Below are 13,011 nucleotides of genomic sequence, written 5' to 3' on the forward strand. Positions count from 1 at the left end.
GCAAAGACGACCGCGGCGGCAGCAGCGGCACGCTAGCGGCGCGCCAGCACTTCGGGGTTCAGCGCGCACGGCGGCCGGCCGGCATCGGGGCCGGCGCCGAGCGCGGCGATCAGATTGTCGGCGGCGAGATTGGCCATCGCGCGCCGCGTCTTTTCGGAGGCGCTGGCGATATGCGGGGTCAGCACGACGTTGGGCACTTCCAGCAGGGCCGGATGGACCCTGGGCTCGCCTTCGAACACGTCCAGCCCCGCGGCGAAGATGCGCTTGTCGCGCAGCGCCTGCGCCAGCGCCGCGTCGTCGACGATGCCGCCGCGCGCGAGGTTGATCAGCGTCGCGGTCGGCTTCATCTGTGCGAGTTCGGGGGCGCCGATCGCATGGTGGCTCTGTTCGCTATAGGGCAGCACCAGCATCAGGTGATCGGCGTCGCGCAGCAGCTCGGCCTTGCTGACGTAGCGCGCGCCGAGCCCCTGCTCGATCTCGGCCGGCAGCTGGCTGCGGTTGTGATACAGCACCGTCATGCCGAAACCGGCGGCGCGCCGCGCCAACGCCTGGCCGATCCGGCCCATGCCGAGAATGCCGAGCGTGCTGCCGTGCAGGTCCATGCCGAGGAACATGTCGTAGGACCAGCGCTCCCATTTGCCGGCGCGCAGGAAGTGCTCCGACTCGGTGACGCGCCGCGCCGTCGCCATCAGCAGCGCCCAGCCGAAGTCGGCGGTGGTCTCGGTCAGCACGTCCGGCGTGTTGGTGGCGACGATGCCGGCCGCCGTCAGCGCCGCCAGGTCCAGATTGTTGTAGCCCACCGCCATGTTGCAGACCGCGCGCAGTTCGGGCAGCGCGCCAATCAGTTCCGCGTCGATGCGGTCCGCGGCATTGGCCAGCACGCCGGCCTTGCCCGCCAGGCGCGCCTTCAGCGCGGCAGCGTCCAGCGGCACGTCGGGCTGGTTGTGATCGACCTCGAAATGCTGCGACAGGCGCTCCAGCACATCGGGGAAGATCGCGCGCGTAACCAGCACGGCCGGACGCGACGACGAAGATTGCGGTTGGGAGTGCGGTTGCGAAGCCATCATGAACCTCAGACGCGGAAGAACAGCAGGGTCATCACCAGGAACAGCGGCACCAGGATGCCGCAGGACCACAGCATATAACCGAAGAAGCTCGGCATGCGCACACCGCGGTCTTCGGCGATCGCCTTGACCATCAGGTTCGGCGCATTGCCGATATAGGTGTTGGCGCCCATGAACACCGCGCCGGCGGAGATCGCCGCCAGCGTGGTGGCGTCGCGCGTCATCAGCGTGGCGGCGTCGCCGCCGGCGGTATTGAAGAACACCAGATAGGTCGGCGCATTGTCGAGGAAGGACGACAGCAGGCCGGTGGCCCAGAAATACATGCTGTCGATCGGCTGGCCGTTGCTGTCGCTGACCGCGCGAATCACGCCGGCGAAGGCGCCGTCGGTGCCGGCCTTGAGCATCGCGATCACCGGGATGATGGTGAGAAAAATGCCGGCGAACAGCTTGCCGACTTCCAGGATCGGCGCCCAGTTGAACTCGTTGCCCGCGCGCGCGCTGTGCGGCGTGATCAGCAGCGACACCAGCGCCACCCCCACCAGCGCGACATCGCGCACCAGCGCCGGCAGCGGCACCACGGTGCCCATCACGTCGAATTCGATGCCCGGCTTCCACAGGCCGCTCATCAGCACCAGCGCCATCACCGCCAGCAGCAGCACGAAATTGGCCTTGCCGTCGATGCGGATGCCGGGCGAGTCGGGGGTCGGGTCGAGCGGCGGCGGCAGTTGCTCTTCGCGATTGCGGAAGTAGTGGCGATCGATGAAGTAGAAGATCACCAGCAGCGCGACGCACAGGAACAGCGTCTCGGGAAAGATATGGCGCGTGGTCCAGAAGAATTCGACGCCCTTCAGGAAGCCCAGGAACAGCGGCGGATCGCCGAGCGGCGTCAGCGAGCCGCCGGCATTGGCGACCAGGAAGATGAAGAACACCACCACGTGGGCCACATGGCGCCGGTTGTCGTTGGCGCGCAGCAGTGGCCGGATCAGCAGCATCGCCGCGCCGGTGGTGCCCATCACGCTGGCCAGGCACGTGCCGAGCGCCAGGATGCCGGTGTTCAGCTTCGGCGTGCCATGCAGATTGCCGTGCACGCAAATCCCGCCGGCGACGATATACAGCGTGCCGATCAGCACGATGAACGGAATGTACTCGGCCACCAGCGCGTGCACCACGTTGGTGGTCGCCGCGTGCATGCCGTAGGTCAGCGCGAACGGCACCAGGAACAGCAGACCCCACGCGGCCGCCACCTTGCCGAAGTGGTGATGCCAGAAACGCGGCGCCACCAGCGGAAACAGCGCGATCGACAGCAGGATGCCGGCAAAGGGCAAGGCCCACAGCGGCCCGAGCGTGGCCCCGTCCAGTTCGGCGGCGCCGGCCATGGCCGGGAACATCGCCAGCATGGCCGGCGTCGCCAGCCGAGGCAGCTTGGTGACACGCGGCGCGAGGGCAGACTGCATCGTGTTCGGTCTCCTGTTTTCCTGTTTGCTGTTATTCGAATCGGAATGCCGGCCTGCGTGCGAAGGCGGGCGCGACGGGATGCGGCGGGGTCGGAAACGCCAGGGTGTCGTGTGCCGGGCCGCGCGCGATGCCGCGTCCGGTACGACAGGCTCGCTCAGGCCTGATCGACCAGCACCACGTGCACGCGATAGGGGCCATGCGCGCCGAGCACGATGGTCTGTTCGATATCGCCGGTGCGGGACGGGCCGCTGATGATATTGGTCGCGCGCGGCAGCTCGCCGCGCTCGGCGCGTACCAGCGCGAAGGCTTCCTCGAGATCGGGGACGATGCGGCCGACCGGCAGCACCGCGATATGGGTCTCCGGCAGCAGCGCGCCGGAAGCAAAGGTCTCGGGCCCGGACAGCAGCATCAGCGATCCGGTCTCCGCGATCGCGCAGAAGCAGCCGGTGATGCCGACCAGGTCGCCATGTTCGCGGTCGGCCTGCGGATCGCGCAGCGGCGGCCGCGATTCGACGGCGATGCCCTGCGCCTGCCAGTCCAGCGCGCCCAGCGCCGGCCAGGCGACCGCGCGCGGGGGCAAGGCCAGCCCGCTCAGATAATGCGCCACCGCCGCCGGCACGTCGGCCAGGGTCGCGACCCGCTCGACCGTCGAGGCCATCTTGCGCGCCTGCACGCTGAACGCTTCCACCAGATCGCCGGCCACGCCGGGACGCGGGCCCTGCGGATGGCGCGCCAGATAGTCGGCCACCGCCTCGCGCTCGCCTCGGGTCGGTTGCGCCGGCCGCCCCTGGGCGGCACGGATACGGGCGAAGATGCGGTCGCGAGCGGAATCGGTGTTCATGGTTCGGACGATCGGAATCGGGTGGCCGGAGCAGCGGGCATTATAAGTCCCCCTGCCCGTGCGCTTCGCCGAAACTGCGCTCCGATCAGGCCGGCTCGACGCCGAATACCTGGCGCAGATAGCCAAGATAGGCCGGGTCGTCGCACATGGTCTTTTCCGGCGTGTCCGACAACTTGGCGACCGGCTGGCCATTGCAGCGGACCATCTTGATGACGATCTGCAGCGGCGTGTAGCCCAGGTCGTTGGTCAGATTGGTGCCGACGCCGAACGCGAGCCGGCAGCGGCCGCCGAAGCGTTCGTACAGCTCGATCACGCGCGGGATATTGAGGTTGTCGCTGAAGATCAGCGTCTTGCTGCGCGGATCGACACGGTTCCTGCTGTAGTGCTCCAGCATCCGTTCGCCCCAGGCCACCGGATCGCCCGAGTCGTGCCGCACGCCGTCGAACAGCTTGCAGAAATACAGATCGAAGTCGTTCAGGAAGGCATCGAAGCCGTAGGTGTCGGACAGTGCGATGCCGAGGTCGCCGCGATACTCGCGCGCCCAGGTTTCCAGCGCAAATACCTGCGAATCGCGCAGCCGCGGTCCGAGCGACTGGCACGCCTGCAGGTATTCGTGCGCCATCGTGCCGAGCGGCGTCAGGTTGTGCTTGCGGGCGAAGTGCACGTTGCTGGTGCCGGCCAGCTGCGGCCCGAGCAGCTGCTGCATCGAGGCCAGCACCTCCTCCTGCCAGTCGCGCGAGAAGCGGCGGCGCGTGCCATAGTCGGCGATCACGCAATCGTCGCGGCCGGGCATGCGCAGCAGCGCCAGCTTGTCGACCAGCCGGCGCCTGCCCTCCTCCCAGTCGGGCTGCGGCTGCGTGTGGCGGAAGTAGACCTCGTTGACGATCGCCAGCAGCGGCACCTCGAACAGGATGGTGTGCAGCCAGGGGCCGCGGATCGTGATGTCGATCTCGCCCGGATGCGTCGGCGACGGGCCGACCGACACGTACTTGGCATTGAGCTGGAACAGGCCGAGGAAATCGACGAAATCGCTCTTGATGAAGCGAAAGCCCCGCAGGTATTCCAGTTCGTCTTCCGTGAAGCGCAGCTGGCACAGCAGCTCGATCTGCGCACGGATCTCGTCCGCATACGGCGTCAGGTCCACACCGGCATTGCGGCATTTGAAGCGGTACTCGACCTGCGCCGCCGGGAAATGATGCAGAACCACCTGCATCATCGTGAATTTGTAGAGGTCGGTGTCGAGCAGAGATTGGATGATCATGGCGTAACCCGCACAAGTGTGCCGAATCAGGCCCACATGCTACCCCATCGGACAACCTCGTCGGGCATGGGGCCACTGCGCGATGAAGAACCATCCGATACCCTGCGAACGCTCGCGCCGAGGCCAAACGAGTCCGCATAAAGAAATAAGAAAACTATCTGATTCGGCTATATAGGGCCGCTGTGCGGGACGAACGGGTCGGCTACAATACCGATCTTTGAAAGGCCGCGGTCCACGCTCGTCCCGCGCGTGCGTGCGTTGTACGGGCAGCAGTACCGGCATAACCGCCGGCACAACTACCGGCATAACGACCGGCACAAGCGGCCAAAAACAGTCTCCCATCGAAGCCGATCCGTTTTCCTGGAACCGAAATGACTCACGTTGTCACCGAATCCTGCATCCGTTGCCGCTATACCGACTGCGTTGACGTGTGTCCGGTTGATTGTTTCCGCGAGGGCCCCAACTTCCTCGCGATCGATCCGGACGAGTGCATCGACTGCGCGGTGTGCGTCGCTGAGTGCCCGGTCAACGCGATCTATGCCGAGGAAGACGTGCCGGCCGACCAGCAGCAGTTCATCGACCTGAACGCCGAACTGGCCCGCAACTGGCCTTCGATCACCAAGACCAAGGCCCCGCTGCCCGAGGCTGAGGAATGGAAGGACGCCACCGGCAAGCTGCAATACCTCGAGCGCTGAGCCGACGCCGCCAGCGAACACCAACCCGATAGCGACAAAGAGAAAGCCGTCCCCACGCGCTTTCCCGCAATGCCGGGCACGCCGTGCCCCCAAACGTATCAGGACGCATATGGACTTGAGCATCCCCAACCCCGTCGCGGACACCACCAACCAGGTCGGCGGCAACGCTGGCGGTGGCCAGCCCCTCGAAATCGACGCGCTGATCGTCGGCGCCGGTCCGGTCGGCCTGTTCCAGGTCTTCGAACTCGGCCTGCTCGAGATCAAGGCGCATGTGATCGACTCGCTGAAGGTGGTCGGCGGCCAGTGCGTCGAGCTGTATCCGGACAAGCCGATCTATGACATCCCGGCGGTGCCGATCTGCACCGGCCAGGAGCTGACCGACAACCTGCTCAAGCAGATCGAGCCGTTCGAGCCGACCTTCCACCTCGGCCAGGAAGTCTCGGTGGTCGAGCGCCAGGAGGACGGCCGCTTCTTTGTCGAGACCTCGCTCGGCACCCGTTTCCTGACCAAGACCATCTTCATCGCCGCCGGCGTCGGTTCGTTCCAGCCGCGCACGCTGAAGGTCGAAGGCCTGGACAAGTTCGACGGCAAGCAGCTGTTCTACCGCGTCAAGGATCCGAGCCGCTTCCACGGCCGCAATCTGGTGATCGTCGGCGGCGGCGACTCGGCGCTGGACTGGACGCTGGACCTGGTCGGCAAGGCCGAGTCGGTCGTGCTGATCCACCGCCGCGACGGCTTCCGCGCCGCGCCGGCGTCGGTCGCCAAGATGAAGGAACTGTGCGAGCAGATGGAGATGCAGTTCATGGTCGGCCAGATCACCGGCTATGAGGAAAAGGACGGCGCGCTGACCGAGATCAAGGTCACCGGCGGCGACGGCGTGACGCGACGCATGCCGCTGGACGACCTGCTGGTGTTCTTCGGCCTGTCGCCCAAGCTCGGCCCGATCGCCGAATGGGGCCTGGACCTGGAGCGCAAGCAGATCAAGGTCGATACCGAGAAGTTCGAGACCAATATCCCGGGCATCTTCGCGGTCGGCGACATCAACACCTATCCGGGCAAGAAGAAGCTGATCCTGTCGGGCTTCCACGAGGCCGCGCTGGCCGCCTTCGGCGCCGCGCCGTACATCTTCCCCGAGAAGAAGATCCACATGCAGTACACGACGACCTCGCCGAAGCTGCACAAGATCCTCGGCGTCGAATCGCCGGTGTTCGACTGAGCCCGAAGCGATTTACGAGCCCGATCCGCGCTCGGATGACCAGCAAAAAACCGCCTTCGGGCGGTTTTTTGTTGCGGCCCGCAAATTTTTCTTGGCATTCGCTTCGGCCGCCGTCTATAATGCGCCCCTCGCCAACGCACATTCGCGGCACCGGATCGGCCCCAGGGCTTCCGACCCAATGAATGCGCAGGCAGGCCGGACACTTCGGCACAGCGTTTTGCGGATGACGCAACGACAACAAAATGTCGAAACGTTGTTGACGAAGTAACGAGAAACTGGCTATAATCCTTTTCTCAGCTGTTCCCCGATAGCTCAGTCGGTAGAGCGACGGACTGTTAATCCGCAGGTCCCTGGTTCGAGCCCAGGTCGGGGAGCCAAAGAATAAAAGGCCCGCCATCCGAGATGGCGGGCCTTTTCACTGGTGCGCTGGCATCCTGCGTGACCGACCTCGTCGTGACTCGCACGCCCACCCTTCCGGTCCACTGCCCCGCCGAGCTTGCGGGGTTTTGCCAACACCCAGCTCCGCGGGTATCGGCAGCGAGCGCAGGCTCGAGGCTGCCGAGGCTCACCGTTCCACCCCGCCGCAGCAGCGGCACCCCGAAGGACAAGCTTTGACCAAGATCGTTTTGAAGCCGGGCGAACCGGTTGACGTCGCCATGCGGCGATTCCGCCGGGCCATTCTGCAAAATGGCCTGATCGTCGAACTGAAGAGCCGTACGGCCTACGAGAAGCCGACCACCGAGCGCAAGCGCAAGAAGAAGGCCGCCGAGTCGCGCCTGCGCAAGCGTCTGCGCATGCAGATGCTGCCGAAGAAGATGTACTGAGCATCTTCGACCGCCGGGAGTCTCGCGGGCGCGGCGCATCGCCCGCCGCGTGACCCCTGTCGCTTTGCCCTGTCGCTCTCTCCATCGCCGGAGAGAACGTCGCACTCCCCCGGGAGCGCCCTCTCGACCAGCCATCTGGCCGACGACCCTCGCTGCGCCACCCATCCCCACAGCCGATGTCGGACCCCTGCCCCGGCTGCTACATTACGTTCCTGTCGCCTCGTCCCAGGAACCGTTTCCGCATGTCTTCCCGCCCGTTCCCCAGCCTGACGATCGGCCCGCCGCAGTGGCGTCTCGCGTTCTGGCTATGTCTGTGCACCGTGCTGACGCTGGCGCTGATGCCGCCCACGGCGCCGATGCCGACCACCGGCTGGGACAAGAGCAATCATCTGCTGGCCTTCGCCACGCTCGGCGTGCTCGGATGGCGCGCCTATCCGGCGCGGCCGTGGCTGGTGCCGATCGGATTGCTGGTCTACGGCGGACTGATCGAATGGCTGCAGTCGATGACGCCCTATCGCTCCGCCGACGCCATCGATGTCCTGGCCGATGCGCTGGGGCTCGCGCTGGGCTGGCTGCTGCACGAGTTGGTCCGTTCGCTGATGCGCCGCCTGCGCGCGCGGCGGGCGGTCTAGCCCGCGCTCGCCTCGTAACGCACCGACGGCGCGCCTGCTGCGGCGCGCCAGGGACCGATCGCGAGCGGATCGGCATAATGGCGGGATCGCGCCACGCGCGCTTCACCGGAACGCTGCGTTGACTGCCATTCTCGAACTGCGCCATGTGCGCAAGCAATACGGCGACACCGTCGTCGTCGACGATCTGAGCCTGCAGGTGCAGCGCGGCCAATGCTTCGGCCTGCTGGGCCCCAACGGCGCCGGCAAGACCACCACGCTGCGGCTGCTGCTGGGGCTGACCACGCCGGCCTCGGGCGAGCTGACGCTGTGCGGCGAGCCCGTCCCCGCCCGCGCTCCACAGGCCCGCATGCGCGTCGGCGTGGTGCCGCAGTTCGACAATCTCGATCCCGACTTCACCGTGGTCGAGAACCTGCGCATCTTCGGCCGCTACTTCGGCCTGTCCGCCGCCGAGATCGAACGGCGCGTGCCGATGCTGCTCGAATTCGCCCGCCTGGAAAACCGCGCCGACGCGCACGTGCGCGACCTGTCCGGCGGCATGCGGCGGCGCCTGACGGTGGCGCGCGCGCTGATCAACGATCCGGACCTGCTGGTGATGGACGAGCCCACCACCGGGCTCGATCCGCAGGCGCGCCATCTGATCTGGGACCGGCTCAAATCGCTGCTGGCCTCCGGCAAGACCATTCTGCTGACGACGCATTTCATGGAAGAGGCCGAGCGCCTGTGCAACTATCTGTGCGTGATCGACGGCGGCCGCAAGATCGCCGAAGGCAAGCCGCACGAGCTGATCGACCGGCAGATCGGCTGCGACGTGGTCGAGGTCTATGGCGAAGAGCTGGACGCGCTGCGCGAACGGCTGGCGCCGCTGGCCGAGCGCACCGAAAAAAGCGGCGAGACGCTGTTCTGCTACGTCCGTGAACCGGAACCGCTGCTGGCCGCGCTGCACGGCAATGGCGGCATCCGCTATCTGCATCGCCCCGCCAATCTGGAGGATGTGTTCCTGAAGCTGACCGGCCGCGAGATGCGCGACTGAGCGGCCGAAGGCCGGGACGGCATGCCGCCCGCCACGCACCGAACCATCGAGGAAACCATGAGCGAACGAGACCCGGACCCGGGCAACGACGGCAAGCTGGCCACCGCCGCAACATCAGCCCGCGGTGCCACCGTCGCCACGCAGCGCTATCCGCAGCCGCTGTGGCCGCTGAACCTGCGCAACTGGACCATGGTCTGGTATCGCAACTATCGCGTCTGGCGCAAGCTGGCGATCCCGTCGATGTTCGGCAATCTGGCCGATCCGATGATCTACCTGTTCGGGCTGGGCTTCGGCCTGGGCCTGCTGGTGGGCCGCGTCGACGGCGTTTCGTACATCGCCTTCCTGGCGGCCGGCACCACTGCTTCGAGCGTGATGATGTCGGCCAGCTTCGAGTCGATGTATTCGGCGTTCTCCCGCATGCACGTGCAGCGGACCTGGGAGGCCATCATGCATGCGCCGCTGACGCTGGGCGACGTGGTGCTCGGTGAAGTGGTGTGGGCCGCCAGCAAGGCGGTGCTGTCCGGCGTCGCCATCATGCTGGTGGCGAGCGCGCTCGGCTATGCGCAGATGCCCAACGCGCTGCTGGCGCTGCCGGTGATCGCACTGGCCGGCATTGCCTTCGCGAGCCTGGCAATGATCGTCACCGCACTGGCGCCCAGCTACGACTTCTTCATGTTCTACCAGACGCTGGTGATGACGCCGACGCTGCTGCAGTCGGGCGTGTTCTTCCCGCTGGAACAGCTGCCGCCCGGCGCGCAGGCCGCGACGCAGGTGCTGCCGCTGGCCCACGCGGTGGCCCTGATCCGGCCGCTGATGCTCGGCCGTCCGGCCGACCAGGTGGCGCTGCATGTGGCGGTACTGGCCGCCTATGCGCTGGTGGCGCTGGTCGTCGCGATGATGCTGCTGCGCAGGCGGATGCTGCGGTGAGGCGGGAACCCGCCCAAAAAGCAAAGCCGGCCCTCGGGCCGGCTTTTTTGCATCTTGACGGTGACGATCAGTCGCGCAGTCCGCGCAGCAGATCCGCCTTCAGATCCTCGACCGACTCCAGCCCCACCGCCATGCGGATCAGGCCCTCGCCGATGCCGGCCGCGGCCTTGGCCTCGGGGCTGACGCGCGCGTGCGTGGTGGTGTACGGATGCGTGATGGTGGTGCGCGTATCGCCCAGGTTGCCGGTGATCGAGCACAGCCGCGTGTTGTCGATCACGCGCCAGGCATTGGCGCGCTGCGCCTCAGGCGTGGCGCCCTTCAGTTCGAACGACACGATTGCGCCGCCGCCGCTCTGCTGGCGCATCGCGACCTCGTGCTGCGGATGCGACTTCAGCGCGGGATGGTAGACGCGCGCCACCGCCGGGTGCGATTCGAGGAACTGCGCCAGCGCCAGCGCGCTGGCCGAATGGCGCTCCATGCGGATCGCCAGCGTCTCCATGCCCTTGAGCATCACCCAGGCGTTGAAGGCCGACAGCGTCGGGCCGGCGGTCCGCACGAACGGGAACACCTTGCCCATGATGAAGTCGCGCTTGCCGAGCACCGCGCCGCCCAGCACGCGGCCCTGGCCGTCGATATGCTTGGTCGCCGAATGCACGACGATGTCGGCGCCGAAGCGCAGCGGCTGCTGCAGCGCCGGCGAGCAGAAGCAGTTGTCGACCACCAGCAGCGCGCCGGCATCGTGCGCGATCTCGGCGACCGCGGCGATATCGGCGACCTCGGTCAGCGGATTCGACGGCGTCTCGAGGAAGAACAGTTTGGTGTTCGGCTTGACCGCGGCGCGCCAGGCGGCAAGGTCGGTGCCATCGACGAAGGTGGTCTCGACGCCGAACTTCGAGAAGATGTTCGAGAACAGCGTCATGGTCGAGCCGAAGATCGCGCGCGAACTGACCAGATGGTCGCCCGCCTGCATCGACGACAGCACCACCGACAGGATCGCGCTCATGCCCGAGGCGGTGGCCATGCAGGCCTCGGCGCCTTCCAGCGCGGCCAGCCGCTGCTGGAACATGCTGACGGTCGGATTGGTGAAGCGCGAGTAGGTATAGCCCTCTTCCGAATTGGCGAAGCGCTCGGCGGCCTCGGCGGCGCTGCCGAAGCAGAAGCTCGAGGTCAGATACATCGCCTCCGAATGCTCCATGAACTCGCTGCGCAACGTGCCGGCGCGCACGCCGAGCGTATCAATGCCGAGGGAGTCGAGGTCGAGCGGTTCGTTCATGGTCGGGGAATTCGTGGGTAGTGATGGACTGGCTCCCCTCTCCCGCTCGCGGGAGAGGGGTTGGGGGAGAGGGTAGCGGCGCTGGCCATGCCGACGTCATGAGCAACGACAAGCGCCTTGCCCTCTCCCCGGCCCTCTCCCGCAAGCGGGAGAGGGAGAAAACCGGAGAGAACCGGCAGCCTTACTCGTTGCCGCCCGAGCGCTGCAGATGCAGTTGCGAACGCTCGGTATCGCCGCCGCCCTCGCGGTCGGCCTCGCTGCGTGCGGTCTCGAGGCGGTCCAGATAGGCTTCGTCGATATCGCCGGTGATGTACTTGCCGTCGAAGCACGAGGCCTCGAAGTCCTTCAGCGCCGGGTTGATGTCGCGCACCGCCTGCTTCATCGCCTCGACGTCCTGATAGACCAGCTGGTCCGCGCCGATCATGCGGCAGATCTCGTCATGGCTGCGGCCATGCGCGACCAGCTCGCTGCGCGTCGGCATGTCGATGCCGTAGACGTTGGGGAACTTCACCGGCGGCGCGGCCGAGGCGAAGATCACCTTGTTGGCGCCGGCATCGCGCGCCATCTGCACGATCTCGAACGAGGTGGTGCCGCGCACGATCGAGTCGTCGACGATCAGCACGTTCTTGCCCTTGAACTCGACGCCCATCGCGTTGAGCTTCTGGCGCACCGACTTCTTGCGCACCGCCTGGCCCGGCATGATGAAGGTGCGGCCCACATAGCGGTTCTTGAAGAAGCCCTCGCGATAGTTCAGACCCAGCTTGTTGGCGACCTGCATCGCGGCCGGCCGGCTCGAATCCGGGATCGGCATCACCACGTCGATATCGCCCGCGCTGACTTCGCTGCGGATCTTCTCGGCCAGGTAGTCGCCCATGCGCAGGCGCGCGTCGTAGACCGGCACGCCGTCGATGCACGAATCCGGCCGCGCCAGATAGACGTATTCGAAGATGCAGGAGTTCAGCAGCGGATTATCGGCGCATTGCTTCGTGTACAGCTTGCCGTCCAGATCGATGAAGATCGCCTCGCCCGGCGCCACGTCGCGCTCGAGCTTGTAGCCGATGCCTTCGAGCGCCACCGACTCCGACGCGACCATCCATTCCTTGCCGTGCGTCGTCTCGACGCTGCCCAGGCACAACGGGCGGATGCCGAACGGGTCGCGCACGGCCAGCATGCCGTAGCCGGCGATCTGCGCGGCGATCGCATACGAGCCGCGCACGCGGCGGTGCATGCCTGCCACTGCGGCGAAGATGATCTCGGGATCGAGCGAGGTGCCGTTGCTGGCGCGCTGCAGCTCGTCGGCCAGCACGTTCAGCAGTACCTCGGTATCCGAATGCGTATTGATGTGGCGGCGGTCGCGCCGGAACATCTCCTCGCGCAGCTGCTGCCAGTTGGTCAGGTTGCCGTTATGCGCGAGGATGATGCCGTACGGCGCATTGACGTAGAACGGCTGAGCTTCCTCCTCGCTCGAGGCCGAGCCGGCGGTCGGGTAGCGAACCTGGCCGATGCCCGCCGCGCCGGGCAGGCCGCGCATATTGCGCGTGCGGAACACGTCGCGCACCAGGCCATTGGCCTTGTGCATGTGGAAGGTGCTGCCGTTGGCGGTCGCGATGCCAGCGGCGTCCTGACCGCGATGCTGCAACAGCAGCAGGCTGTCGTAAATCAACTGATTGACGGGCGTGGCAGACACCACACCGACGATACCGCACATGCCAAGCTCCCAGGAAAGGCTTCGATTCGGCGCGCCCTGCGCGCTGCCGATGGCAGACCAGGCGCGAAAAGTTCATGCCGGGCGC

General features: G+C 66.5%; 12 protein-coding genes and 1 tRNA gene. 7 read left to right on the top strand and 6 right to left on the bottom strand.

The features are described 5' to 3' along the window. Positions 1 to 32 precede the first annotated feature (32 nt). From J5T34_RS10580 to pncB, 4 genes are all read right to left on the bottom strand, one after another. Positions 33 to 1,064, bottom strand: a complete 1,032-nt coding sequence (locus J5T34_RS10580; RefSeq protein ID WP_208579799.1) for a 2-hydroxyacid dehydrogenase — start codon at positions 1,062 to 1,064, stop codon at positions 33 to 35. A gap of 8 nt (positions 1,065 to 1,072) precedes the next feature. Continuing rightward, entirely contained in the window at positions 1,073 to 2,518 is a 1,446-nt protein-coding gene (locus J5T34_RS10585) for a sodium:proton antiporter (protein WP_208579703.1), read from the bottom strand. Positions 2,519 to 2,673: 155 nt separating this feature from the next. After that, positions 2,674 to 3,360, bottom strand: a complete 687-nt coding sequence (locus J5T34_RS10590) for a LutC/YkgG family protein (RefSeq protein ID WP_208579704.1) — start codon at positions 3,358 to 3,360, stop codon at positions 2,674 to 2,676. A gap of 85 nt (positions 3,361 to 3,445) precedes the next feature. Further along, positions 3,446 to 4,621, bottom strand: a complete 1,176-nt coding sequence (pncB, locus tag J5T34_RS10595) for a nicotinate phosphoribosyltransferase (RefSeq protein ID WP_174107511.1) — start codon at positions 4,619 to 4,621, stop codon at positions 3,446 to 3,448. A gap of 371 nt (positions 4,622 to 4,992) precedes the next feature. Between pncB and fdxA the strand changes: the two genes are divergently transcribed. The 7 genes from fdxA to J5T34_RS10630 all read left to right on the top strand — a co-directional run bounded on the left by fdxA (position 4,993) and on the right by J5T34_RS10630 (position 9,945). After that, the gene (gene fdxA, locus J5T34_RS10600) at positions 4,993 to 5,316 is read left to right on the top strand and encodes a ferredoxin FdxA (protein ID WP_208579705.1); all 324 of its coding nucleotides are present in this window, start codon (positions 4,993 to 4,995) and stop codon (positions 5,314 to 5,316) included. A 109-nt stretch (positions 5,317 to 5,425) separates the two neighbouring features. Then, positions 5,426 to 6,532, top strand: a complete 1,107-nt coding sequence (locus tag J5T34_RS10605; protein ID WP_174107513.1) for an NAD(P)/FAD-dependent oxidoreductase — start codon at positions 5,426 to 5,428, stop codon at positions 6,530 to 6,532. A 301-nt stretch (positions 6,533 to 6,833) separates the two neighbouring features. Further along, a tRNA-Asn gene (locus tag J5T34_RS10610) sits at positions 6,834 to 6,909 on the top strand. Positions 6,910 to 7,143: 234 nt separating this feature from the next. Further along, on the top strand, positions 7,144 to 7,356 hold the full coding sequence (gene rpsU / locus J5T34_RS10615; RefSeq protein WP_006578041.1) for a 30S ribosomal protein S21: 213 nt from the start codon (positions 7,144 to 7,146) through the stop codon (positions 7,354 to 7,356). A gap of 242 nt (positions 7,357 to 7,598) precedes the next feature. Next, positions 7,599 to 7,988 (top strand): VanZ family protein, encoded by a 390-nt coding sequence (locus J5T34_RS10620; RefSeq protein ID WP_208579706.1) that lies wholly within the window; start codon positions 7,599 to 7,601, stop codon positions 7,986 to 7,988. Positions 7,989 to 8,106: 118 nt separating this feature from the next. Continuing rightward, positions 8,107 to 9,018: a nodulation factor ABC transporter ATP-binding protein NodI gene (gene nodI, locus J5T34_RS10625; protein ID WP_208579707.1), complete on the top strand. Its 912-nt coding sequence runs from the start codon at positions 8,107 to 8,109 to the stop codon at positions 9,016 to 9,018. A 57-nt stretch (positions 9,019 to 9,075) separates the two neighbouring features. Next, positions 9,076 to 9,945 (top strand): ABC transporter permease, encoded by an 870-nt coding sequence (locus J5T34_RS10630; RefSeq protein WP_208579708.1) that lies wholly within the window; start codon positions 9,076 to 9,078, stop codon positions 9,943 to 9,945. A gap of 67 nt (positions 9,946 to 10,012) precedes the next feature. On the opposite strand, the gene J5T34_RS10635 is transcribed toward J5T34_RS10630, so the two are convergent. Together J5T34_RS10635 and purF are read right to left on the bottom strand one after the other, a co-directional pair. Then, positions 10,013 to 11,218 (bottom strand): O-succinylhomoserine sulfhydrylase, encoded by a 1,206-nt coding sequence (locus J5T34_RS10635; RefSeq protein WP_208579709.1) that lies wholly within the window; start codon positions 11,216 to 11,218, stop codon positions 10,013 to 10,015. A gap of 181 nt (positions 11,219 to 11,399) precedes the next feature. Further along, entirely contained in the window at positions 11,400 to 12,926 is a 1,527-nt protein-coding gene (purF, locus tag J5T34_RS10640) for an amidophosphoribosyltransferase (RefSeq protein WP_208579710.1), read from the bottom strand. Between the last annotated feature and the right edge of the window lie 85 nt (positions 12,927 to 13,011).

The organism is Cupriavidus gilardii, assembly GCF_017598945.1.
GTDB lineage: Bacteria > Pseudomonadota > Gammaproteobacteria > Burkholderiales > Burkholderiaceae > Cupriavidus > Cupriavidus gilardii_E.

Bases quoted from the DNA above. Each gene is read 5' to 3' on its own strand.
- J5T34_RS10580 (WP_208579799.1), bottom strand. From the start codon at position 1,064: ATGGCTTCGCAACCGCACTCCCAACCGCAATCTTCGTCGTCGCGTCCG.
- J5T34_RS10585 (WP_208579703.1), bottom strand. From the start codon at position 2,518: ATGCAGTCTGCCCTCGCGCCGCGTGTCACCAAGCTGCCTCGGCTGGCG.
- J5T34_RS10590 (WP_208579704.1), bottom strand. From the start codon at position 3,360: ATGAACACCGATTCCGCTCGCGACCGCATCTTCGCCCGTATCCGTGCC.
- pncB (WP_174107511.1), bottom strand. From the start codon at position 4,621: ATGATCATCCAATCTCTGCTCGACACCGACCTCTACAAATTCACGATG.
- fdxA (WP_208579705.1), top strand. From the start codon at position 4,993: ATGACTCACGTTGTCACCGAATCCTGCATCCGTTGCCGCTATACCGAC.
- J5T34_RS10605 (WP_174107513.1), top strand. From the start codon at position 5,426: ATGGACTTGAGCATCCCCAACCCCGTCGCGGACACCACCAACCAGGTC.
- J5T34_RS10620 (WP_208579706.1), top strand. From the start codon at position 7,599: ATGTCTTCCCGCCCGTTCCCCAGCCTGACGATCGGCCCGCCGCAGTGG.
- J5T34_RS10630 (WP_208579708.1), top strand. From the start codon at position 9,076: ATGAGCGAACGAGACCCGGACCCGGGCAACGACGGCAAGCTGGCCACC.
- J5T34_RS10635 (WP_208579709.1), bottom strand. From the start codon at position 11,218: ATGAACGAACCGCTCGACCTCGACTCCCTCGGCATTGATACGCTCGGC.
- purF (WP_208579710.1), bottom strand. From the start codon at position 12,926: ATGTGCGGTATCGTCGGTGTGGTGTCTGCCACGCCCGTCAATCAGTTG.